Here is a 24,933-nt window from a genome sequence, read left to right on the forward strand (position 1 = left end):
AAGGCGTCGATTAAGTATTATGACAGAACAATTTCATCATATTCCCGTGTTGCTAAATGAAGCCGTAAAGGGATTAAATATTAAAGCAGACGGTGTTTATGTGGATTGTACATTAGGAGGCGCTGGACATAGTCGAGCGATTGTATCGCAATTAAATGATGAAGGACATCTTTATGCATTTGATCAAGATTTAACAGCAATTGAACATGCTAAGGACGTTTTAGCTGAGGAAATTGCTGCAGGTAAAGTGACATTGATTCATAATAACTTTCGTGAAATGACTTCTGAGCTTGCGGTTAGGAACGTCTATCATGTGGATGGCATTCTATATGATTTGGGGGTTAGCTCTCCGCAACTTGATGAAGTCGCACGTGGATTTAGCTATCATCAAGATGCACCATTAGATATGAGAATGGATCAGACTCAGACATTGACAGCTGAAACTATTATTAATGATTGGTCATATGCTGATTTAGTGCGGATTTTTTTCCGCTATGGAGAAGAGAAATTTTCTAAACAAATTGCCAGACAGATAGAAACTGAACGTCAAAATCATCGAATTAAAACAACACAAGAATTAGTAGCCATAATTAAAGACAGCATTCCTGCTCCAGCACGACGTAAAGGCGGACATCCTGCTAAACGGGTATTTCAAGCTGTCAGAATTGCTGTTAATGATGAGCTCAGTGCGATAGAAGATTCTATTGAACAAGCTCTGGAGTTGCTAAACGTTCAAGGCCGAATTGCGGCAATTAGTTTCCAATCTTTAGAAGATCGGATTGTAAAACAAATGTTTAAAGATGCCGCGACTGCTGAACAATTGCCTGCTAAACTGCCGATTATTGCTGAAGAAGCGGCAGCTGACTATGAATTGATTAACCGTAAGCCAATATTAGCTAACCAAGAAGAGTTAGCTAATAATTCGCGAGCGCAAAGTGCTAAATTACGTATTATTCAGCGGAACAAACAATCATAGAGAGGGTATAACATTATGGCTGTATTTATATTTGCGCAAGATAAACAAATGATGAAATATGCCATGCCAGCAGAACAGGCTGCTGCTCAGCGCAAAGAATCATTAGCTCAATCGCATCCGATAACTACTGTCCCAAAATATAACCATGAAGCTAAGGCTAGTAGTTTTATAACTGGTAAGGATATTATGTTAATTGTAAGTAGTTTATTATTTTGTGGGTTGTGTATTTTCTTCTTGATTGCTAGTGAAAATCATTTAACGCAAACGTCTAATGAATTACAACAAACAGAACGTCGCCTCGATGATATGGCGACAGATAAAAGTAACTTAACACAAGAGGCACAAGAATTGTCTCGCTATGATCGAGTAATGAATATAGCAAAAGAACATGGATTAGAAATGAATGAAGATAATATAAGGAATGTGGACAAATGAAGCTAGCACAAGAATCCAAAAAAAATCGGCATAGTTTTTTAAAAGGGATGCTTGGCTTATTATTATTTGTATTTATCATTTTTGTAGGTCGTTTCGGACAAATTATGTTACTTGGTGAAGTGAATCATCAAGATTTAAAATCAAATGCGGTAGCACTACATGAGAGAAGTAGCACTTTACAAGCAAAACGGGGAACCATTTATGATATTGGTGGGAATCCGATTGCCATGGATGCTACTTCTTATTCATTATTAGCAATACTTACTGATCAATGGGTCGATCCCGATGCTAAGCCTAATCATGTAGAAGATAAAGAAAAAACAGCTGAAGTTCTAAGTAAACATATTGATATGTCAAAAGAAGACATTTTAAAAACATTAAATACAAAAAATGCAAGTCAAGTTGAATTTGGAAATGCTGGAAAAGACTTGAGTTATGCAGAAATGCGCTCAATTGAACAGGAAAAATTACAAGGAATTACCTTTGAGGAAACGCCTACACGTCTTTATCCTAATGGTGTATTTGCCTCTCACTTAATTGGTTATGCCAGTTTTAAAGAAGCTCAAAATAAATTAGAAAGTCGTGTTGCTGGGGATTTAGGACTAGAAATGTCCCTAGATGATCAATTAAAAGGTAAAAATGGTGGTCAGTCGTTTACAACTAACCATGAGAATTTTGTTACTGATAAAGATGATACCAGTAACCAGCCTAAAGATGGCCAAGATGTCTACACGACTTTAGATTCACGGTTACAAACTTATATGGAGTCATTAATGACTGAAGCTTATGAAAAGTATGAACCGGAGTCAATGACTGGGATGCTGGTTGATCCTAAAACTGGTAAAATTGCCGCAGCGACACAACGCCCGACTTTCAATGCTCAAACTAAAGAGGGAATTGAAGATATGTGGCAAAATTTATTAGTGGAAACGCCTTATGAACCAGGGTCAACCATTAAAGTTTTAACAGTGGCTGCTGCTATTCAAGAAGGGGTTTTTGATCCTAATGATTATTATCAATCAGGTGCCGTAACAGTTGGTAATCAAACGATTCGAGACTATAACAAAGTTGGTTGGGGAACTATCAGCTATTTAGAAGGATTGGCTCACTCTAGTAACGTTTTAATGGTGAAGTTAGTTGGCGAAATCGGCTATGATAAATGGGAAGAATATCTCTATGAATTTGGTTTACTTCAAAAACCACAATCTGGGTTGGCTAATGAGGCAAGTGGCTCAATGAACTATACTTATGAACCAGAAAAAGTAAGTACTAGTTTTGGTCAAGGAATCTATGTGACCCCATGGCAATTAGTTCAAGCATTTACTGCGATTGCGAACGATGGTAAAGTTATGAAGTTACAGACGGTTGATCGTTATGAAGATGAGTCAGGAAATATTAAGGTGACGAAACCAGAAAGCAAACAATCACCGATTTCAAAAGAGACTGCCCAAAAAACATTAAAATACTTGAATGAATCAATGAAAATTGATGGATCGACAACAAGCATGTATCAAATTGAAGGTCATGAATTAGCCGTTAAATCAGGGACTGCTGAAATTTATGATGAAGATTCAGGTGGCTATTTAGAAGGTGGATCTAATTACTTATTCTCAGTGGCTGGTTTTGCCCCTGCAGATGATCCGCAATATATTTTATACATTACGTTACGCCGACCACAAAAGAATACTCAAGTACCAGCTCCAACGATTCTTAGTGAAATCTTTAATCCTCTAATGACGCGTGCATTAGATTATGGTAAATTAGATACGCATTCTGGAGATGAACAAGTTGATATACCGGATGTTCAAGGAACAGATATTAACGCGGCTCAGCAACAACTTTCTCAAGCTGGAATATTACAAGCTAATGTGTTAGGAGATGGGCAAAAAGTAATTGATCAGGTGCCTAAAGCCAATCAAACGATTAATTCTAATGTACCTGTTTATCTATTGACAGATGGGAAAGTACAAATGCCAGACTTCACTGGTTTAGATTTAAATTCTGCACAATCACTTGCTCAGATGTTAGGAATTAAGCTTGAATTTGAAGGTGATGGCGTTGTCGTTGCTCAATCAATTAAACCTGGAGCTGCTTTCGGTAAAAATACTGAGATAGTGATTCAATTACAAGAAACATAAAAGGAGTCAAGAAATGTTACAAGCTTTTCTATTAAGTTTAATTTTAACTGTATTATTTATGCCGTTCTTTATTCACTTTATGCGCCAGCGACAGTTTGGTCAGGTAACACGAGAAGAAGGCCCGTCATGGCATCAGGCAAAATCTGGGACGCCGGCAATGGGAGGATTAGTATTTATTGCAGCAATTATTGTAGCGGTATTGCTAACCATGTTATCTAAAGGTCAATTTGATAGTAAAGTCATTGTCATTATTTTAGGATTACTCTTTTTCGGAGGAATTGGATTTGCGGATGACTTTTTAAAAATCTTCAAAAAGCAAAATGAAGGATTGACATCAAAACAAAAATTTCTTTCACAAGTTATTGGTTCAGCCATTATTATGGGGATATTATTAATAGATAATGTCCCTTTAAGCTTGCCTCTGCCTTTTTTTGATTCTATTACCAATGGATTGGTTATTTTCATCTTTTTATTAATTTGGATTACTGGCTTCTCTAATGCATTTAATTTAACAGATGGGCTAGATGGTCTGTCATCTGGGACTGGAATTGTTAGTTTTGTGACATTAGCTTTATTTGCCTTGAGAAATCAGCAAGAATCGATTGCAATGACTTGTTTTGCAATTGTGGGCGGATTACTGGGTTTTCTCATCTTTAATAAAAAACCGGCAAAAATATTTATGGGTGACGCTGGCTCATTAGCTATGGGAGCTGTTTTAGCAATTATCTCTATGCTACTCCAAAACCCTTGGATATTATTATTAGTGGCATTAATCAATATTATTGAAACTCTTAGTGTGATGTTACAAGTCACGTCATTCAAACTGACCGGGAAGCGAATTTTCTTAATGAGTCCAATTCATCATCATTTTGAGATGAAAGGGTGGTCAGAATGGAAGATTGATATCGTATTCTGGTTAACTCAAATGGTGGCTTCAATAATCGCGTGGTTTATTTTTTAGGAGATGACAACAATGTTAGAAGCATTAAAGAATAAGAAAGTATTGGTATTAGGATTAGCCAAAACAGGGATGAGTGTTGCTAGACATTTAAAATCACATGGAGCCTTAGTAACGGTAAATGATTGGGCTCCTTTAGATGAAAATCCGGATGCTCAACAATTAGTGCAAGAAAATATTCGCGTAATTAGTGGTGGCCATCCCCAATCACTATTAGAAGAAGACTTTGCTTTTATGGTGAAAAATCCAGGGATTCCTTACTCTAATCCGATGGTCGTTAAAGCTCAAGAAAAAGGCTTACCTATTATCACAGATATTGAGTTGGCTAATTTGTTAGGTGAAGCGATGATTATCGGTATTACCGGTTCTAATGGTAAAACTACTACGACTCAATTAACATATGATATTTTAAGTGAAGCAGATAATAGTAATGGAAAAACGTTATTAGGTGGTAACATTGGAATTCCTACTTTAGATGTGGCTGATGAGTCGAAATCAGAAGATCGTTTAGTTTTTGAATTATCAAGTTTTCAACTAATGGGAACACAACAATTTCATCCGCATATTGCAGCGATTTTGAATATTTATCCTTCTCACTTAGACTATCATGGGTCACTAGAAGGCTACATGTCAGCAAAATGGCAAATCACTAAAAATCAAACGAAGGAAGACTATCTTATTTTAAATGTTGATCAGCATTACTTCGATGATGCGAATACTGAAGCCAAACGCATTTATTTTACAACTGATAAAAATAAACAAGCGGATGCGTGGTTTGATTACGATCACCAAGTATTTATGTGGCAAGAGGAAAAAGTTGCAGATCGTTCAGATTTCCCACTACCTGGAGAACACAACCTGGCTAATGCCTTAGTAGCCATAGCGATTGCTAAATTGTTAGACGTTTCGAATGCTAGTATTCGCCATACGTTACAACATTATCAAGGGGTAGACCATAGACTACAATATATTGGTAAAATTAATCATCGTAATTTTTTCAATGATTCAAAAGCAACCAATAATGAAGCAGCAATTACAGCGCTAAAAAGTTTTACCACACCAGTGATTTGGTTAGCGGGAGGTTTAGATAGAGGGATTTCACTCACAGAAATTGCTCCTTATTTAGAACCTGTTAAAGCAGTAGTAGCATTAGGCGAAACGGCAGAAACTGTTAGCGATTTTGCTGAAGCAAACAATATCCCGGTTTTAGGAAAAGCTCAAAATATGGATGAAGCGGTTAATCTTGCTATGACTAATAGTCAAGAAGGAGATACGATTCTGCTATCACCAGCACATGCTAGTTGGGATCAATATGATAGTTTTGAGCAGCGAGGCGATAAATTTATTTCAGCATTTGAACAATGGAAAAAGGATAAAGGAGAATAATATGCGAGTTGTATTATCAGGCGGAGGAACTGGTGGACATATTTACCCAGCACTAGCTTTACAGAAACAAATCAAAGAAAAATATCCTGATGCTGAATTTTTATATATAGGTATTGCTCGTGGATTAGAAGCTAAAATTGTTCCAGAAGTAGGATTACGTTTTGAAACTATTACGATTCAGGGGTTAAAACGTTCTTTTTCATGGGATAATATGAAACTCTTCTCAATGATGCACAAAGCAATTAAAGATTCTAAACGATTAATTCGCGAGTTTAATCCAGATGTCGTAATTGGTACTGGAGGATATGTTTGTGCGCCTGTATTATATGCGGCGAGTCGTCTACACATTCCAACAGTTATTCATGAGCAAAATTCAGTAGCAGGCATTACTAACAAATTTTTAAGCCGATTTGTCAATAAAATTGGTATCGCTTTTGAAAGAGTGAAAAAAGATTTTGGTAAAAATCAATATAAAGTGGTTATGACTGGTAATCCTAGAGCTCAGGAAGTGGCTAAAGTCAATACGCAAGCTGATTTAGAAGCGTTTGGTTTACAAAATGGGAAACGTACCGTGCTTATTTTTGGTGGAAGTGGGGGCGCTCAAAAAATCAACCAAACACTTGAACAGTTAATCCCTAAATTTGTGACGCGAGATTATCAAGTGTTAATTGCTTCTGGTGCGCGATACTATGAAGAATTTAAAAATGCATTTTCTGATTTTAACGAATGGAAAAATGTACAAGTTGTTGATTATATCGCTAATATGCCGGAGCTGTTTAATACCATTGATTTAGTAGTTTGCCGCAGTGGAGCAACTACTTTAACTGAATTGACGGCTTTAGGTACACCAAGTATTCTAATTCCGAGTCCTAATGTCACGGAAAATCATCAAGAGTATAATGCGCGTAGTTTAACGGATCATCAGGCAGCCGAAATGATTGTCGAAGATGACTTAACGAGCGAGAGATTATTAGAAACAATCGATCGATTAATGGCAGACGACACGCTAAGACAGGAAATGAGCGTACAGTCGAAAAAATTAGGATATCCTAATGCAGGTGACTTGTTAATTGATGTGATTGAGTCTGTCTTAAAATCGTAATATAGAGGGAGAATCGTCATGAACCGAAATACTGACTCGAGGAATCATGAGAATGAAAATTCACCAGACTTTCATTCTACAAATAAAGAATCTTCATCAAAAAAAGTATTACGACCAAGTGAACGTCGACGTCTAGAAAAAAAACAGTTTGAAAATAACGCTTCACCCAAAACAGAAGATACAAGTGAACGAGAAATGAGCAAACGTCCTTACCAACAGAATAAGAATAATGGCAAAGACAAAGCGACATCTCATCACTTAAATAAGTGGTGGGGAGGACGATTTAATAAAGAAAAACGAACCAAGAGAAACAATAAGTCTTTTCCTTCGTTTCATAATAGCGAAAAATATCAGCAAAATAATTTTCATTTGTCTTGGCGACGTTTGCTTATTTTACTTCTATTTATATTGTTATTAGTGGCGTCATTATATGTTTTATCACCGCTGCATCATTTAAATAAGGTGACTGTTGAGGGCAATCAACAAGTCGAATCTAAAGATTTAATTGCAACATCTGGTGTCAATCGTAAAATGACGAAATGGCATTTATATCGTAATCGTCCGGATTTAGAGCAACATATTGTTAACGACATGCCTTTAATTAAGACAGCAACGATTCAACGTAAAGGATTTCGTGATGCACAAATCGTTGTCGAAGAATTCAGAACATTAGGTTATGTAAAAAATGAAGATTTCTATTACCCAATGTTGGAGAATGGTAATGTGATTTCAGAAGAAACATTAAATGTTCCCGATAATAAACCATTAGTTGGAGAATTTGATGAAGACTCGCTGCAATTATTAAGTGAGCAGTTAGCCAGTTTATCTGATGATGTAATTAGTAAAATATCTTATATTGAATATCAATCATCTCCAGAACAGCATGATCGTGTCGCGTTAAAAATGCGTGATGGAAATATTGTTTTAGGTTTATTACCGACTCTAGGACAACGATTAGCATATTATGATAGTATTACTGATCAATTAAAAGAAAATAAAGGATTAATTGACTTGCAAGTAGGTGCTTTTTATCAACCTTTAAATCCAGGTAATAATCCATTTGCAACCAATGAAGAGAAAGAAAAATACGAGAAAGAACAAAAAGAACTTGAGGATCAAGAATCAAAAGTATTGGATTTAGAATCAGATAATGCGTCATCAAGTCAAAACTCAGCTGGTGATGAAGAGTCAACTAGTCCTAATGATATTACTAATTCTTCAGATACTCAATCTGCTACTAATGACGGTCAAAATGATACGTCAAATTCATCAATCGTTGATTCAACAAATGAAGAAGATAATTAATAGAATTAGCCAAGGTGTCACAATATACACTTGGCTTTTTTCATTTCCAATGTAACCAGTAACAAAAGCAAGCAGACTACAATATCAGATAAAGCATTTAAGATGTTGTAAGTTTGTATAAATGGATAAAATCACTTTGGCAAAATGATTTCCTATGTTAAAATGTATACGATACGGACTAAATCTAAAATTAAAAAATTAGGAGGTTTCAATAACATGGTTCAGCCAGAAATATATGTTAGTTTAGATATTGGAACCACTTCAATAAAAGTTGTCGTCGCGGAATATATGAATCAACAATTGAATGTTATTGGAGTAGGTAGTGAAAAATCAGAAGGTTTGAGCCGTGGTGTAATCGTTGATATTGATAAGACAGTAGAAGCTATTCAAAAAGCGATTAGACAGGCGGAACAAAAATCAAACCAACAAATTTCACGAGTTGTGGTAGGAGTTCCTAGCAATCAAGTAAACATTGAACCTTGCTATGGAATGATAGCAGTAGCTAGTGAAAATCGTGAAATTACTGACAAAGATGTGGACAATGTTTTCTCTGCTGCAAAAGTCAGAGCAGTTCCTCCAGAACGAGAAATCATTTCAGTAATTCCTGAAGAATTTATCGTAGATGGATTCGATGGAATTAAAGACCCTAGAGGAATGATTGGTGTTCGCCTTGAACTTTATGCTGATTTAGTAACCGGTCCTAAAACACTTTTACATAATATTAAACGTTGTGTCGAAAGTGCCGGATTAGATGTTGAAGATTTTGTCGTACAACCGTATGCAAATGCTTATGCAGCATTAAGCAAAAGCGAAAGAGAGTTTGGAACCATATTAATCGATATGGGTGGCGGTCAAACGACTGTTAGTGTATTCCATGATGATTTATTGAAATTCTCCTTTGTTGATCATGAAGGTGGAGAGTACATCACTAAAGATATTTCTACTGTACTTAACACTTCTTATGAAAGTGCTGAACGCATTAAGAGAGAATATGGATACGCGATTCCTGCCGATACGAGTGAAACCGAACGTTTCCCAGTTGAAACAATTGGGAAACGAGAACCTGTTAAAGTGGATGAACATTATCTATCAGAAATTATTGAAGCACGACTACGTCAAACTTTTGAGACGATTAAACAACCTCTTGATCAAATTGAAGCTTTCCAATTACCAGGAGGAGTGGTTGTTACGGGTGGTGCAGCAACATTACCAGGTGCTCTAGATTTAGCAGAAGAAGTTCTTGGTGTTGAAGTTAGAGCTTACGTTCCAGATTATGTTGGGTTACGTAATCCTATTTTTACGACAGCGGTTGGCTTAGTAGAGTATGCGGCACACCTAGATGATATTCATCATGTCGCTCAACCAAAACAAGAAGCTAATCAAAAACCACGGCGTACACATCAAACGCCGGCGCAACGAGTTGATGATTCTCAAGAAATTGCTAGTCACTCAATGTTTAATATGAAACCAGAAGAAACGCATTCTGAACAAGAACATATTGAGCCTCATCATGAAGGTAACAATCATGCTAACGAAGGACAAGAAGACGTTAGCTTAATGCAAAAAGCAAAAGATTTCTTCGAAGATTTATTTAGTTAATAAAGAATATTCAGGAGGGTAATAGATGGAATTCGAATACGATAACCAAGTTGTTGATGAAAATAATGCTAACATTAAAGTTGTAGGTGTTGGTGGCGGTGGTAACAACGCTGTTAACCGTATGATTGCTGAAAACGTTAGTGGAGTAGAGTTTATTGTCGCTAATACTGATACTCAAGCACTTAAAAATTCTAATGCAGATGTAAAAATTCAATTAGGTCCTAAAAGTACTCGTGGCCTTGGTGCTGGAGCTCAACCAGAAGTAGGTAAAAAAGCTGCTGAAGAAAGTGAAGATCAAATTCGTGAAGCACTAGAAGGCGCTGACTTAATCTTTATTACTGCTGGAATGGGTGGAGGAACTGGTACTGGAGCAGCACCTATTGTTTCACGCATTGCTAAAGAAGAAATTGGTGCTTTAACTGTAGGTGTTGTGACACGTCCATTTACGTTTGAAGGCCCTCGTCGTGGTCGTTCAGCTGCTGAAGGTATTGCGGAAATGAAGCAACACGTGGATACATTAGTCACAATTTCTAACAATCGTTTATTAGAAATCGTTGATAAGAAAACACCAATGCGTGAAGCTTTCGGTGAAGCAGATAATGTACTACGTCAAGGGGTACAAGGAATTTCTGACTTAATTACAGCTCCTGGATATGTTAACTTGGACTTTGCCGATGTTCGCACTGTTATGGAAAATCAAGGAACAGCTTTAATGGGTATTGGTATGTCTAACGGTGAAAACCGTACAGCTGATGCAACTAAAAAAGCTATTTCTTCTCCACTGCTAGAAGTATCTATTGATGGTGCTGAACAAATTCTATTAAATATTACTGGTGGCGAAGACTTAACATTATTCGAAGCTCAAGATGCTGCAGATATTGTGGCTGCTGCTTCTTCATCTGAAGTTAATATTATTTTCGGTACAACAATCAATAATTCATTAGAAGATGAAGTGGTTGTTACAGTTATTGCAACTGGTATTGATGCTGAAAAACGTCGTGAAGATAAAAAAGCTGCACGAAATGGTGGCCGTTCAGCTTTCCAATCAAATAGTTCTTCACACCGCGAAATTTCAAATCGCCCAGATCAATTTGAAGAAAAACAAACAGCTTCTCGTCCACAGGCAGAAGAACGACGTGGCTTTGGAGACTGGGATATGTCTCGAGACAACCGTCAAAGTATGAATAGCCGTCCAAATGAAGATAACTATGACGCACCACGTTCATACAATAATCAAGATGCTTTTGATCAAGAAGACGATGAATTAGACACACCACCATTCTTTAGAAAACGTCGTCGTTAAGATAATGACGATTAATGATAATGTGCTCGTCATTCAAAAACGAATGAAAGAGGCACAAACTCAATCAGCGCGCCATTCACAACCGAATGTCACGCTGATTTGTGTTTCTAAGTACCATTCAGTCGATGAAGCTAAGGAAGTTTATGATTCAGGTGTGCGTCATTTTGCTGAAAATCGACCAGAAGGGTTAATAGAAAAACAACAGTATTTACCTGATGATATTGTATGGCACTATATAGGCAGCCTACAAACACGCAAAGTAAAACAAGTGATTAATCGAATAGATTACTTACATTCGTTAGATCGTTTAAAATTAGCAAAAGAAATTCAGAAGCGAGCTATCCATCCTATTAACTGTTTTATCCAAGTTAATGTGTCCGGTGAATTGTCGAAACACGGGCTTCATCCTGATGATGTGAAGAATTTTATTCAGGAAATTAACGCATTAGATAAGATTAACGTTGTAGGACTGATGACTATGGCTCCCAAAATGGCAAATGAGAATGAAATTCGTCAAACATTTGTAGAGTTAAGACAGTTAAGCGAAACACTTACTGCTGAGATGTGTCAACTTAATCGTCCCTTACAGTTAAGTATGGGGATGAGTAATGATTATGATATTGCTATTGAAGAAGGGGCAAATTTTGTTAGAATTGGCCAAGCATTTTTTAAAGGATGAATAGATAATGAGTATTAAAGATAAATGGAATGCTTTATTTGAAACAGATGATGAGATGGAGACGACATCTTATGATACAGAAGAATATAACACTTATGAACAGCCTTATCAGGAAGAGGAGATGAAGACAACGTCTAAGATGGGAAAAGATAATGTTGTGAACATAAAAGCAAATAAAAATGGCAATGCCCAAGCCATTGAAGTATATTATCCACGTGTTTTCTCTGAAGCAGAGCGTATTGGACAAGTATTACTTGACGGACGAGCAGTTGTGTTAAATTTCGAACGAATGAAAGATGACGATATTCGACGCTTTATCGATTATTTAGCTGGTATTGTATATGCCATCGAAGGGGATATGCAACGGGTCTCTACTGATGTCTTTATTGCCACTACAAAAGGTTTTGTCATTTCTGGAGAAAGAGAAGAACTACAGATGACGAACCGCACCTCAACGTGGGATCGAAAGGAAGATTAATATTTTAATGATTATTGCGCTACTGCAACAAATTATTCATATTTATTCATTATTACTTGTTATTTATGCTTTATTCAGTTGGTTTCCTCAAGCTAGAGAAAGTAAATTGGGGCAGTTATTAGCTCGTTTATGCGAACCTTATTTAAGTATTTTTGATGCTATTTTACCGACAATTGGTGGCGTAAGTTTTAATGTGATTGTTGGTATATTAGTTCTAAATTTAGCTTCTCAAGGTTTACTTGTATTTACTTAATGTCTATTGCTATAGGAGGGTGTCATTGTGCCTAATGAAGATGTTTTACAACATTTTAATAAGGAAGAGGCCCCATTTATTGACCAAGTCCTTGATTGGCGAACACAAGTCATTAATCAATATCGACCAGTCCTTACCCCTTTTTTGAATCCCCGAGAACAAGTTATTGTTAATTCATTGCTAGGACATTCTGATGACTATGACTTTGCGTTTTTTGGTGGGCATGAACACGCTGAACGATGTCGAGTGCTCATTTATCCACCGTATTTTGAAATAAAAAAAGATGATTTTGAAATCATGCCATTATCTATTCATTATGCCAGTAAATTTAATCAACTAGCTCATCGGCAAATCTTAGGAAGTTTGCTAGGAACCGGAATCGATCGTAATCGTATCGGTGATATTATTTCTGAAGGAGATACTTGGCAATTATTTGTTGATAAGACATTAGTTGACTTCTTAAAAATTGAAGTGACTAAAATGGGAAGAACGCCTGTCACTTTAAAAATGATTGCTAATGAAAAAGAAATTTTAAATCCACCTAGTCAGTGGCAAATGAGTGAACAAACGATTAGTAGTTATCGATTAGATACTGTATTAGCGGAGGGATTTCACTTATCTCGGACAAAAACTAAGCAGGCAATTGAAAAAGGTGGATGTAAAATTAATTGGCAGGCAATATCTAATCCAAGTCATGAAGTTAAAATTGGCGATATCATTTCTTTACGTGGTCATGGTCGTTTAAAACTGTCTTCAGAATTACTAATCACCAAAAAAGGTAAGTACCGTGTTAAAATAGGACGTATTAAAAATAATTAAGGAGTATCACAATGAAGGCCTCAGATATTAAAAAACAAACGTTTAAGAAAAAAATGTCAGGTTATGATCGTGAAGCTGTTGATGAATTTCTATTGGAAGCGAGTCGTTCACTAGATAATTTAGAAACGGATAACCAACGTCTACAGCAAGAATTATATGAACGGAATGCCGAATTAGATGAATTTCATGGAAAAATTGAAACATTGAATCGTTCTATTGTTGTTGCTCAAGAAGCAGCTGATCATCTACGCCAGTCTGCTTTAGATGAAGCGGATTTAATAGTGAGAAAAGCTGAAGAAGAGGGACAACGAATTTTACAAGAAGCAGCTGATCGCGCAAGTAAAGTGAATGAAGAAACGACTCATTTGCAAGAAGCGAGTCGTATGTACTTACATCAAAGTATCGGTATGGCTAAACAAGCAAGAGATATGTTTCAAGATTCGAGATGGACGGAAGCTTTTGATAAAAATCCACATGAGCATGTCGAAACGCCAGAATTGGATTCAGTATTGAAAGACCTTGACTTACCGATACGAAATCAACAAGGCCACGCAATTTATGCGAGTGAAGAAGACGTTGTAAATAAGGAAAAAGATAAAGAAGCATTCTTTAATGATAATGATAAGCCAGCTGTTTTCCCTGAAGAAGTGCAACGTATTCTAGAATCTGAAAGAAAAGCTGAATTAAATAAATCTCAAACCAATCAAACACAGCCATCTAATAATGATGAGATAACTTCTGATAATCATTCGGCAGCACCTTCTAACAATACCGAAGATAGCGAAGAATCTTCACCTACTAATAAAGACGATGTTACTTTCGTAGAGTCTGATAATCAGACGACAGAATCAGAATAAATTGTCTGACAAATTGGTAATCGATGGTTGCCTTTAAAAACAAAGTGTTGTAAGATATGTCTAAATCAAATCACGAAGATTGGACCACGATAAGCACTAACGATTTTTGCAGAGAGTTCCCTCAAGAGGTGGAAAGGGGATATTAATCACTGTTTATTATCAGCCAGGAGTGACTTAGCTTTGCTAAGCGTATAACTGCGTTAAAGTTTTGAGAGATGTTATATATAACAATAATTTGGGTGGTACCGCGAAGACTTCGTCCCTTGGGATGAAGTCTTTTTTTTATAAAAAGGAGTGGATGAAGGATGAAAATGAAAGATACCCTTAATTTGGGGAAAACGAAATTTCCTATGCGTGGGAAATTAGCAACTAAAGAGGTTGAACGTCAAAAAGAATGGGAAGACCAACACGTTTATGAACGTCGTCAAGAACTAAATAAAGATAAAACACCATTTATTTTACATGATGGTCCTCCATACGCAAACGGGAACATTCATATCGGTCACGCAATGAATAAAATTACTAAAGACATTATCATAAGAGCAAAATCAATGTCAGGATTCAGAGCGCCATATATTCCAGGTTGGGATACTCATGGATTACCAATCGAACAATCGTTGACAAATGAAGGCGTTAATCGTAAAGAACTTTCATTATCAGAATTTAGAAAACTTTGTGAAGAGTATGCTTGGAAACAAGTAAATCAACAACGCGAAGATTTCAAACGCTTAGGTGTTGCTGGTGACTGGGATCATCCTTATGTGACTTTAGACCCAGTATTTGAAGCGCAACAAATCCGTTTATTTGGTGAAATGTTCAATAAAGGATTAATTTTCAAAGGATTAAAACCTGTTTATTGGTCACCTTCCTCTGAGTCAACGTTAGCTGAAGCCGAAATTGAATATAAAGATGTTGAGTCTTATTCAATTTACATTACTTTCTCTGTCCGTGATGGCAAAGGGAAATTACCTGATGATGCGAAGTTCATTATCTGGACGACAACACCTTGGACTCTACCTGCTAATACAGCGATTGCAGTACATCCTGATTTTGAATATCAATTAGTAACCGTTAATGATAATCATTATGTGATTGCTGCGGAACGTCTAGAGACCTTAAAAGCTGAATTTGGTTGGGAAGATGTTGAAGTTGAAAAAACATTTACTGGTCGAGAATTAGAATATATGACCGCTAATCATCCTTTCTATGATCGCGAATCACTTGTTATTTTAGGTGAACACGTCACATTAGATTCTGGTACTGGATTAGTTCATACAGCTGGTGGCCATGGTGAAGATGACTATTATGCAGTGAAAGCTTATGATTTACCAATTTTAAGCCCAGTTGATGGTGAAGGTAAATTTACTGACGAAGCTCCAGGATTAGAAGGTATTTTCTATGAAGATGCTAACGAAAAAGTTGTTGGATGGTTAGAAGATGAAGGCGTCCTACTAAAAAGTTCTAAATTCGTTCATAGTTATCCACATGACTGGCGGACTAAAAAACCGGTTATTTTCCGTGCAACCCCTCAATGGTTCTGTTCGGTTGATAAAATAAAAGCAGATACTTTAAATACTATTGAAAATGATATTGAATGGATTCATCCTTCCGGTGAACCACGTATTTACAATATGATTAAAGGACGCGGTGATTGGGTCATTTCACGTCAACGGGTATGGGGCGTTCCTCTTCCAATCTTTTATGCAGAAGATGGCACAGCTATTTGTACGCCTGAAACGATTGAACATGTCGCAAAATTATTTGAAGAATATGGATCAAATGTTTGGTTTGAACGAGAAGCTAAAGACTTATTACCAGAAGGATTTACACATCCAAATTCTCCGAATGGACAATTTACTAAAGAAAAAGATATCATGGATGTTTGGTTCGACTCAGGTTCTTCACATCATGGGGTATTAAGAACAAGAGAAGAGTTAAGCTTCCCTGCTGACTTATATTTAGAAGGATCAGACCAATATCGCGGTTGGTTTAACTCTAGCTTGTTAACTTCTATTGCAGTAAATGACCAAGCACCATATAAAGCTGTTTTATCTCAAGGATTTGTAAACGATGGTGAAGGTCGTAAAATGAGTAAATCAATAGGCAATACCATTTCACCTAATGATGTCACGAATACTCGTGGAGCAGATATTCTTCGCTTATGGGTAACATCAGTGGACTCTTTCTATGATGTTCGGATTTCAGATGATATCTTAGGACAAGTTGCAGAATCTTATCGTCGTATCCGTAATACAATCCGCTTCATGTTAGGAAATATTGCTGATTTCGAACCAACCGAACATGAAGTCGCTTACGAAGATTTAGATCCAATTGATCAATTTATGTTAAATCAATTAAACGAAGTAGTAAAATCTGTTCGCCATGCTTATGATACATACGACTTTATGACAATCAACCACGACATTTTAAATTTCTTAACTCTACAAATGTCTAATTTCTATATGGATTATTCAAAAGACGTGACATATATTGAACGTCAAAACGATCCAAAACGTCGTAATATGCAAACCGTTATGTATGAAGTTGTTAAAAAATTAACAATTCTGTTAACACCAATTATTCCTCATACAACAGAAGAAATTTGGTCATATTTAAAAGAAGACGCAGATTATGTGCAATTAACGGAATTTCCTGAAGTTGAAAATTATGCTAATACAGATGAGCTAAATAAAGTATGGGTACCATTCCTAGAATTCCGTAATAATGTGAATAAATCATTGGAAAAAGCTCGGGATGAAAAAGTGATTGGTAAGTCTTTAGAAGCTAAGTTACATTTATACTTAAATGATGAGTATCAAACACTAATGTCTGAAGTTGGCAATCAATTAGCTACTTACTTGATTGTTTCCCAAGTGGAACTTCATTCATTAGCTGACGCACCAGCAGAAGCTGATAATTATGAAAATTATGCTATTGAAGTTGACCATGCAGATGGTGATGTTTGTGAACGGTGCCGTGCTTATCGTGTAGATGTTGGTTCTAATGAAAAAGCCCCTCACTTATGTGCGCGTTGTGCTGATATTGTTGTTAACGACTTCCCAGAATTACTAACGGAGGAGAGTGACGCCTAATGCGCCAATATTACGGAATTGTTGATTCTTATGATGAGAAAAAAGGGTTTGGATTTATTTCGTTACCTGATTTTCCGTTTGAAGAAGATGTATTTGTTCATGCCAGTGCGATTCAAGCAACTGGACAAGAAGCTTTAATTCCTGAACAAGCCGTACGTTTTTCGATAGTAGAAGGACATTCTGGGCCTCAAGCAGTTAACGTTCAAAATGATGACTAATAATAGAAGATGAAAAAAGCGGAAGTTCTCAATCAGAACTTCCGCTTTTCTTGGTAATGAGTGGATTTTAACAATCGTTCACTCATTGGTTTTTAGTTATCTTAACCCATTTTACGTGCAATCCATGAGAAGATTAAAATAATTAGCACTGCTCCAATTAATGAAGGGATGATTGCCATTCCGCCTAATGATGGGCCAAAGTCAGATAATAATGCTGTACCTAACCATGAACCAACAAGACCAGCTACAATGTTACCGATAACGCCTCCTGGGACATCACGGCCTAGAATAATTCCAGCTAACCAACCAATTAATCCACCGACAATTAGTGACCAAATCATGTGTAAAACCTCCATTCTTATATGATATATGACATTTATATCATAAATGTCTATACCAAGTATATATTATTTCATTGAATTTGGCGAATGATTCGTACTATTATCGTCTGGTTTTAATAATTTATGTTTCAAATCATTTTCCATTTGTAGCATCGTTTTTTCTGCTTCCGCTCGTTTTAGTCGACCTTCTTGCTGAATGGCTAATGTTTCTTCAATCGTATGCATTAATTTTTCTTGAGTGTGTTCTAAGGTTTCAATATCAACAACGCCACGCTCATTTTGACGTGCAGCTTCAAGAGTTGATTGTTCTAACATATCTGCATTTTTTCTTAATAGGTCATTAGTAGTATTGGTAACAGCAGTTTGTGCTTCGAGAGCATCTTGTTGACGATGTAGTGAGAGTTGGATAGCAATTTGATTTTTCCATAATGGAATAGCCGTATTAATTGACGATTGAATTTTTTCAGCTAAATTTTGATTAGTATTTTGGATCATGCGAATTTGTGGTGCCTGTTGAATCGTAACTTGTCTGGATAACTGTAAATCATAAATCCGTTTCTCTAACCGATTGATAAACTGTTTTAAATCATTGACTTCTTGAATCGTCATTTGATTTTGTGTCTCTTGAGCTTGTTCATATCGTTTTGGCAAATCTTCCTGCTGTAATTTTTTTAGTTTTAATTGGGCAGCGGCAATAAATACGTTTAGTGCTTCAAAATATTGGAAATTTTGTTGGTATAAATCTTCTAACTGATGATTATCTGCTAATAATTGATTTTTCTGTTTGCTTAGAGATTCAGAAATAGCATCAATTTGATACCCCACTTGTTGGTATTTGGCATTTAATTCATAGAAGGAAGCCTTTTGTTTTTTAAACCAACGAACAAGTGGGTTTTTAGTTTGAGGAGTGGATAACTCCTTAGGATCGGTCGTTTCTAATTTAGTCATTAACTCTCTAAGAGTAGAACCAATATCGCCGAGATCTTTACTTTTAACATCATTAATCATTTGATGACTAAATTCACTCAATTGTTTCTGTGCTTGTGATCCATAACTGACAATAGAATCCGCATGTTTTTCATCAATTTTAGATGCTAGAGCTTGAGCTTGTTTTTGACGTTCTTCAGGTAGTTGATCATAAAAATCTAATCCACTTTGATTTGCTGACTCATTTAAAGAGGGCGTTAATTGATCAAAAGGATGATCGAGTAAATCATTAAGTAAGTCATTATTCTTTGTTGTTGTCATTCGTTATTTTCCTTTCTACATTAAATTGAGTATATTCTTGTTGTATTCGTGCCATTAATTGATCAATATCTCGACGTAAAACATGTTGTTCTTTGATGTTATTGGTCGTGTTTGGTATAGATAGTTGATTATAATGTTTTATTAATTGATGGAGTTTTGGGATTGATTGATAAATAAATTTACCAGCATTGTTCAAATGTTCAGGATATTGAACGATTGAATGGAAATATGATTTCAATAACGCTTCCCCTTGGTATCTTTTAAACAACATAGATAGACGCTTGTCTTTTTGAGACCAAGCAATAATTTCTATAATGAATTGTTTTAATGTATTCATTTCGTGACGAAAAAATGTTATTTCGCGTGGTGATAATCCATGTGCCGTATAATAATCTCGCTTAGAAGTCGTTAATTTGGGAATAGCAGACTGAGTATCTTTTTTTGTGAAAAAATAGTAGAATGAAAAAATAATAATAAAACTGATGCTTCCTAAAGTAATTTTTATAATTGGCGAATCAACTTGCCATAAAATGAAACTTAAAATGATTAGAAAGAGTATACTAGGATAGATAACTTTTCGAAACATTTCTTCACCTACTTTCTAGTTATAATCATACCAAAGGCTAAGGAAGACATAATCAGTCTTTAGACCCATTCTAGTAGAGGGATTCATGTTAAAATAAAACTATTAATAGCATTATGCAATACGAAAGGACGGAATAAAGTGACATTCAATGAAGAAACTCTTAATAAAGAAACACTATATACTGGTAAGTTAATTAATTTAGAACGTCATGAGGTTCGTCTATATGATGGTAATCATTCCATTAGAGAAATTGTCCATCATGCACCTGGAGTTGGCATTCAAGTAATAAAAGACCATAAAATTATTTTAGTAAAACAATATCGTAAAGCCGTAGAGGAAGCTATTTTAGAAGTACCAGCTGGATTAGTTGAACCTGAAGAAGACTTTCTAGCTGCGGCGAAGCGTGAACTAGCTGAAGAAACACAACTTCAAGGCGCCAAATGGAAAACATTAAATCATTTCTATGTCTCACCTGGTTTTTTAGATGAAGAAATTCATATGTTTAGCTGTCGTGAAGTGACACAATTAGATAATCCTCCAGCACAAGATGACGATGAGCATGTTGAATTAGTGGAACTATCGTTAGCAGCAGCTCAACAAGCTGTTAAAGACGGTCTAATAAGGGATATGAAGACGATTTACGCAATTAATCAATGGGAAATTGAAGAGTTAAGGAATGAATAAAATGTCTGATCATAATGAAACGATAATGACTCGTAAAGCTTATCGTGAGCAAAAAGCAAAGAATAAATTTAAAAGTAGAGAGACCACACATGAAGGTGGTAAAAAAGAAAATACTCCTGAATTTCATTTTAAAAATCGCGACAAACAATACGAACCTAATAAAACACGTTTTTATACTCGGGAAATCAAGTTAGATCAACATGAAATTCAAGAACATTTAAAACGTATGCAACAGCATGACGAAACGAGTCATAATGAAATGCATGAAAATCCAGTTCATACATTTGATTCAACTGACACGAATGATCAAGAAACAGTAACTGACTCAAAAAACAATAATAATCATTTTTGGCAATTGAAATGGGGACGTCAAAAACAAGAACCTGATACATTAGAAAAACAAGATGAACAACCAGAACCGACACAAGATACAGTTAGTGATTTTTGGGGTAAAACAAAAGTTGAACGTTTTTTAAATATTGGAATCACATCTTTGCTTATTGGAATTGTCATTTTAACATTGATAGCATTTTTTATTTAGGAGGAATTATGAAGGTAGCAATAATAGCCGCTATGGAGCCAGAAGTTGCTTATTATCTGGAACAATTAACCATTACCGCTCATAAGCAAGTTGCACAAGTTGAGTGGTGGGAAGCTGAATATAAAAATCATCACTTATTGATTACACAAGCAGGAATAGGGAAGGTAAATGCTGCTATTGCTGCAACAATTATGAGTTTGGAAAAACCTGATTTAATCATTAATTCTGGATCAGCTGGAGCTATCCATCCTGATCGTGAAATTGGAGATGTTGTCGTTAGTGATGGTGCCATTTACCATGATGCGGACGCCACCGCTTTTGGCTACGAAGTTGGGCAGATTCCACAGATGCCATTTGTCTATCCTAGTGCTCAAGAGTGGTCAGATAAGTTATTACGAATTTATGAAGCAAAGGGTTATCAAGCAGTTTCCGGATTAGTCTTAACTGCTGATCAATTTGTCGCTGACACCCAAAAAGTTGAACAGTTAGCCGAACAGTTTCCTGAGGCTCAATGTACAGAAATGGAAGGAGCAGCTATTGCTCAAGTAGCTTATCAATTTAATCTTCCCTGCTTAATTGTACGGGCTATTTCTGACACAGCACAAATGGATGCTGCTGTATTGTTTGATGAATTTATCGAAAAAGCTGGTAAAATAAGTGGAGAAGCCACACTGGAGTTAATTAAAGGATAAATATTGACTTTATTGGTCTGATTTGGTATGATAGTCGTTGTGTAAAATAATGCAGCAAGTATGAAGCAAGCTCGTCAACAGTTAGGCACCTAATTGGTGAACGAGTACCCTGCGGCTGCAATAGGGGAAAGTCAAGCAGAACTGCACGAATGCGGTCATACTGATAAATTATTTTACTCCAAAATTTATTTATATGGAGGAATTTATTTTATGTCACGTTATACAGGACCAAGCTGGAAAGTTTCACGTCGTTTAGGTATTTCACTTTCTGGTACTGGTAAAGAATTAGCTCGTCGTCCATACGCACCAGGACAACATGGAAATGGTCGTCGTGGAAAATTATCTGAATACGGTACTCAATTACAAGAAAAACAAAAATTACGTTACCTATATGGTATGACTGAAAAACAATTTGCTAACTTATTCATTAAAGCTGGTAAAATTAAAGAAGGTAAACACGGTGTTAACTTCATGATTTTACTAGAACAACGTTTAGACAACATTGTTTACCGTTTAGGATTAGCATCAACTCGTCGTCAAGCACGTCAATTAGTAAGCCATGGACATATCACTGTAGATGGTAAACGTGTTGATATTCCATCTTATTCAGTACAAGTTGGACAAACAGTTGGTGTACGTGAAAAATCTAAAGAATTACAAGTTATTAAAGATTCTGTTGAAGGACTTTATGGACATGTTCCTTACGTACAATTCGATGAAGATAAATTAGAAGGATCATTAACTCGTTTACCAGAACGTGATGAAATGCATCCAGAAATCGATGAAGCCCTAATCGTTGAATACTACAACAAATTAGGCTAATTTATACATAATCAGATTAAAAAACACTCCAGTATTATGGAGTGTTTTTTATTTTTCTCTAATGTATTAGAGAAAAATACCTTTTGTTTTCAAATTTTGAATACATTCACTAAGGTAAGCATCATTGTGTTCGGGGTAAATGGGATGAGTAAGTTGAAGAGGTTGTAAATCATGGAAAGGTAGGCAGTTTTTCCCACGATAATTTGCATTTTTCCATAGGGTATCAGGATGATAACCCCTTTCTTCCATTTCAGTGATAACTAGCATATGATATTGGAAGAGTTTATAAGGAGAGTAATCAAAAATATAATTAATCGTTGCGTGCGGTTTTCCCCACCCATTACCCCTTAAAGCGGCACATTCTCGATGTTGACCTAAAAGTTGTTGTCTGGGTAAATTAGACAATAAATCTTCATGCCATAATCTCATAATTAGCTCCTATCTAAAATTATATTGAGTAGTTGTATTCAGTGTAACAAATAGTTTGTTAACCGATAAAAAGTATGGCTTAATGAGTTTTCAAGTAAGGCAAAATCTAAATCATTATATTAATATTATGACAACAGTATGCTATAATTAAGCCTGTATACATACATTTAAAAAGCTTTTTTATTGATTATTAATGATCAGTATAGAAAAGTTGATAAAGGAAATGGAGGAGCGTATGTGGACTTTTTAATTGCATTGCTCATCTTAATTTTAATTGTGTTGATTGGTTATGGACTACTTTATTATTTAGGTCGCAAGCAAACCAAAACCAATATGGAATTAGATGAACGCAAACAGGAAATAATGGCTATCCCGGTTTCTGATAAGCTATATACTTTAAAAAACAAAGATGTGAGTGGTAAAACACGACGCAGCTTTGAGACAGAACAAGCTAATTGGCAAACAATTACCCGGTATAAACTTCCTGAAATTGAAGCAGCTTTGGTATCTGCTCAAGCTGATGCTGAGAAGTATAGCTTAATTAAAGCCCGCCAAACGGCTAATAAAGTGGAATCTCTGTTGGATGAAACAGAAGATACTGTATCAGGTATTAATCAACGCTTAGAAGATATTCTAGCCAGTGAAAAAGCGAATGAGGAAGCTTATAGCACAACTTATGATCGGTATGCTGCTATCAGAAAACAGCTATTGGCTCACAGTTACAATTACGGTTCTTCAGTTGAAATTCTAGAAAAAAACCTCTCTTATATTGAATTAGATTTTACAAAATTTAATCAAACAATGAATGACGGTGATTTTTTAGAGGCTAAGGAAATTTTAGTTCAGGTGAATGAAGATATTGATGAACTTGAAGTCATGATGGATGAAATTCCAGATTTACAGCATACGATATCAGAAGAATATGTCGAACAATTAGAAGATATGCAAGCTGGCTATGAACAAATGTTAGATGAACAATTTGTTTTCCCTAATGATATGGACATTCCTGCCGAAATTGAAAAATCTGAAAAGTTTGTTAAACAATCGAAACAAGCTGTGACAGACGTCGATTTATCTGAAGCCAAAACATTAATGAATAAAGCAGAAGTTCAAATTGATAAAACATATTCTTTAATGGAACAAGAAATCTACGCTCGTGATTATATCGGTAAACATCAGGGCGCACTTCAACGTAAAGTTGATAAAATTATGGAAAGTAATCGTTACGGTATTTTAGAAGTTGATCGTGTGTCACAAAGTTACCTGCTTTATGAAAATGAAATGGGTAAAATGCAGGAGTATACTGATCAAATCGAACGTGAAAAGAATTTACTTGATGATACGAATCAAGCAATAGCAGAGCATCAAATTGCCTATTCTGATATGGAATCTCGTTACAAAGCTATCGATAGCCGTTTAGATACTATTGAGAAAGGACAAACTCAAATTGTTATTTCGTTATCTGATTTAAAACAACGTGAACGAGATGCCAAAGATGATTTAGATGTTTATGAATTAGATTTACGTAATATTAAACGTTCTGTAGAAAAATATCATTTACCTGGATTACCTGATGAGTATTTGGACCGATTTTTCTATACTGAGGATATGGTTCTTGATCTAAGCAAAAAATTAAATCGTGTTCGTTTAGATATAAATGATATTGAAAAAATATCTCAACAAATTGCTGAGGATATTGATCAATTAGATAAAGAAGCTGATGCCTTTATTGATTATGCTATCTTAACTGAAGATGCTATCCAATATGCTAATCGTTATCGTCCAGATCATCCAGAAATTGAACGTACGATTGGTCAGGCGAGTGAGCTATTTCATCGCGATTTCCAATATGAAGAAGCATTTAATTGCATTACCGATGAGATTGAAAAATTTGAACCGGGTGCCCGGGAACGTATTATTCAATTTTATCAAGAAGCTAAAGCAAATAACCAAATTTAAAATTAGAGCAACCCTTATGCAGTTAGCAGAAGG

Annotated in this window: 25 protein-coding genes; 21 read left to right on the top strand and 4 right to left on the bottom strand. The window is 35.7% G+C overall.

Going from position 1 to position 24,933, the window contains the following annotated elements; translation table 11 throughout:
- Window positions 1-19 precede the first annotated feature (19 nt).
- The 16 genes from rsmH (at window position 20) to B8955_RS03865 (ending at window position 17,598) form a co-directional block, all read left to right on the top strand.
- Window positions 20-976: a 16S rRNA (cytosine(1402)-N(4))-methyltransferase RsmH gene (gene rsmH, locus B8955_RS03790; protein ID WP_084098748.1), complete on the top strand. Its 957-nt coding sequence runs from the start codon at window positions 20-22 to the stop codon at window positions 974-976.
- Between the two features lie 15 nt (window positions 977-991).
- Window positions 992-1,411: a cell division protein FtsL gene (gene ftsL, locus B8955_RS03795; RefSeq protein WP_084098750.1), complete on the top strand. Its 420-nt coding sequence runs from the start codon at window positions 992-994 to the stop codon at window positions 1,409-1,411.
- Window positions 1,408-3,549: a penicillin-binding protein gene (locus B8955_RS03800; protein ID WP_084098752.1), complete on the top strand. Its 2,142-nt coding sequence runs from the start codon at window positions 1,408-1,410 to the stop codon at window positions 3,547-3,549. The genes ftsL and B8955_RS03800 overlap by 4 nt, the downstream gene beginning before the upstream one ends.
- 13 nt (window positions 3,550-3,562) lie before the next feature.
- Window positions 3,563-4,510 carry a phospho-N-acetylmuramoyl-pentapeptide-transferase gene (gene mraY, locus B8955_RS03805; RefSeq protein ID WP_084098755.1) on the top strand — a complete coding sequence of 316 codons (948 nt, stop codon included), beginning with the start codon at window positions 3,563-3,565 and terminating at the stop codon, window positions 4,508-4,510.
- Window positions 4,511-4,522: 12 nt separating this feature from the next.
- Window positions 4,523-5,893, top strand: a complete 1,371-nt coding sequence (gene murD / locus B8955_RS03810; RefSeq protein ID WP_084098758.1) for a UDP-N-acetylmuramoyl-L-alanine--D-glutamate ligase — start codon at window positions 4,523-4,525, stop codon at window positions 5,891-5,893.
- A 1-nt stretch (window position 5,894) separates the two neighbouring features.
- Entirely contained in the window at window positions 5,895-6,995 is a 1,101-nt protein-coding gene (gene murG / locus B8955_RS03815) for an undecaprenyldiphospho-muramoylpentapeptide beta-N-acetylglucosaminyltransferase (protein WP_084098761.1), read from the top strand.
- Window positions 6,996-7,013: 18 nt separating this feature from the next.
- Window positions 7,014-8,300, top strand: coding sequence for a cell division protein FtsQ/DivIB (locus B8955_RS03820; protein WP_084098764.1), 1,287 nt, complete (start codon window positions 7,014-7,016; stop codon window positions 8,298-8,300).
- Between the two features lie 216 nt (window positions 8,301-8,516).
- Window positions 8,517-9,899 (top strand): cell division protein FtsA, encoded by a 1,383-nt coding sequence (ftsA, locus tag B8955_RS03825; protein ID WP_084098767.1) that lies wholly within the window; start codon window positions 8,517-8,519, stop codon window positions 9,897-9,899.
- 25 nt (window positions 9,900-9,924) lie between these two features.
- Window positions 9,925-11,202, top strand: coding sequence for a cell division protein FtsZ (ftsZ, locus tag B8955_RS03830; RefSeq protein ID WP_084098770.1), 1,278 nt, complete (start codon window positions 9,925-9,927; stop codon window positions 11,200-11,202).
- 4 nt (window positions 11,203-11,206) lie between these two features.
- Window positions 11,207-11,881 (top strand): YggS family pyridoxal phosphate-dependent enzyme, encoded by a 675-nt coding sequence (locus B8955_RS03835; RefSeq protein WP_084098773.1) that lies wholly within the window; start codon window positions 11,207-11,209, stop codon window positions 11,879-11,881.
- Between the two features lie 7 nt (window positions 11,882-11,888).
- Window positions 11,889-12,359: a cell division protein SepF gene (locus tag B8955_RS03840; protein WP_084098776.1), complete on the top strand. Its 471-nt coding sequence runs from the start codon at window positions 11,889-11,891 to the stop codon at window positions 12,357-12,359.
- Between the two features lie 7 nt (window positions 12,360-12,366).
- Window positions 12,367-12,612, top strand: coding sequence for a YggT family protein (locus tag B8955_RS03845; RefSeq protein WP_084098779.1), 246 nt, complete (start codon window positions 12,367-12,369; stop codon window positions 12,610-12,612).
- A gap of 27 nt (window positions 12,613-12,639) precedes the next feature.
- Window positions 12,640-13,431, top strand: coding sequence for a YlmH family RNA-binding protein (locus tag B8955_RS03850; protein ID WP_084098782.1), 792 nt, complete (start codon window positions 12,640-12,642; stop codon window positions 13,429-13,431).
- Between the two features lie 11 nt (window positions 13,432-13,442).
- Window positions 13,443-14,288, top strand: a complete 846-nt coding sequence (locus tag B8955_RS03855) for a DivIVA domain-containing protein (protein WP_084098784.1) — start codon at window positions 13,443-13,445, stop codon at window positions 14,286-14,288.
- Between the two features lie 305 nt (window positions 14,289-14,593).
- The gene (gene ileS / locus B8955_RS03860) at window positions 14,594-17,380 is read left to right on the top strand and encodes an isoleucine--tRNA ligase (protein ID WP_084098786.1); all 2,787 of its coding nucleotides are present in this window, start codon (window positions 14,594-14,596) and stop codon (window positions 17,378-17,380) included.
- Window positions 17,380-17,598 (top strand): cold-shock protein, encoded by a 219-nt coding sequence (locus B8955_RS03865; protein WP_084098788.1) that lies wholly within the window; start codon window positions 17,380-17,382, stop codon window positions 17,596-17,598. The genes ileS and B8955_RS03865 overlap by 1 nt, the downstream gene beginning before the upstream one ends.
- 101 nt (window positions 17,599-17,699) lie before the next feature.
- Here the strand turns inward: B8955_RS03865 and B8955_RS03870 are convergent, their stop codons facing one another.
- The 3 genes from B8955_RS03870 to B8955_RS03880 form a co-directional block, all read right to left on the bottom strand.
- Complete coding sequence (locus B8955_RS03870; RefSeq protein WP_084098790.1) at window positions 17,700-17,939, bottom strand: GlsB/YeaQ/YmgE family stress response membrane protein; 240 nt, start codon at window positions 17,937-17,939, stop codon at window positions 17,700-17,702.
- A 66-nt stretch (window positions 17,940-18,005) separates the two neighbouring features.
- A complete protein-coding gene (locus B8955_RS03875) occupies window positions 18,006-19,187 on the bottom strand; it encodes a toxic anion resistance protein (RefSeq protein ID WP_084098792.1) in 1,182 nt (393 codons plus the stop codon).
- Window positions 19,168-19,773 carry a 5-bromo-4-chloroindolyl phosphate hydrolysis family protein gene (locus tag B8955_RS03880; RefSeq protein WP_084098794.1) on the bottom strand — a complete coding sequence of 202 codons (606 nt, stop codon included), beginning with the start codon at window positions 19,771-19,773 and terminating at the stop codon, window positions 19,168-19,170. The genes B8955_RS03875 and B8955_RS03880 overlap by 20 nt, the downstream gene beginning before the upstream one ends.
- A 138-nt stretch (window positions 19,774-19,911) precedes the next feature.
- On the opposite strand from B8955_RS03880, the gene B8955_RS03885 reads away from it, so the two are divergent.
- The 4 genes from B8955_RS03885 (at window position 19,912) to rpsD (ending at window position 22,512) form a co-directional block, all read left to right on the top strand.
- A complete protein-coding gene (locus tag B8955_RS03885) occupies window positions 19,912-20,457 on the top strand; it encodes an NUDIX hydrolase (RefSeq protein WP_084098795.1) in 546 nt (181 codons plus the stop codon).
- Entirely contained in the window at window positions 20,450-20,998 is a 549-nt protein-coding gene (locus B8955_RS03890; RefSeq protein ID WP_084098797.1) for a hypothetical protein, read from the top strand. Before B8955_RS03885 ends, B8955_RS03890 begins: the two co-directional genes overlap by 8 nt.
- A gap of 8 nt (window positions 20,999-21,006) precedes the next feature.
- The gene (locus tag B8955_RS03895; protein WP_084098799.1) at window positions 21,007-21,690 is read left to right on the top strand and encodes a 5'-methylthioadenosine/adenosylhomocysteine nucleosidase; all 684 of its coding nucleotides are present in this window, start codon (window positions 21,007-21,009) and stop codon (window positions 21,688-21,690) included.
- Window positions 21,691-21,900: 210 nt separating this feature from the next.
- Window positions 21,901-22,512, top strand: a complete 612-nt coding sequence (gene rpsD, locus B8955_RS03900) for a 30S ribosomal protein S4 (protein ID WP_084098802.1) — start codon at window positions 21,901-21,903, stop codon at window positions 22,510-22,512.
- A gap of 66 nt (window positions 22,513-22,578) precedes the next feature.
- On the opposite strand, the gene B8955_RS03905 is transcribed toward rpsD, so the two are convergent.
- Window positions 22,579-22,941 (bottom strand): TIGR02328 family protein, encoded by a 363-nt coding sequence (locus tag B8955_RS03905; RefSeq protein ID WP_084098804.1) that lies wholly within the window; start codon window positions 22,939-22,941, stop codon window positions 22,579-22,581.
- 237 nt (window positions 22,942-23,178) lie between these two features.
- Between B8955_RS03905 and B8955_RS03910 the strand changes: the two genes are divergently transcribed.
- Window positions 23,179-24,900 (top strand): septation ring formation regulator EzrA, encoded by a 1,722-nt coding sequence (locus B8955_RS03910; RefSeq protein WP_084098806.1) that lies wholly within the window; start codon window positions 23,179-23,181, stop codon window positions 24,898-24,900.
- Window positions 24,901-24,933 lie beyond the last annotated feature (33 nt).

It is taken from the genome of Aerococcus suis (genome assembly GCF_900176325.1).
GTDB lineage: Bacteria > Bacillota > Bacilli > Lactobacillales > Aerococcaceae > Aerococcus > Aerococcus suis.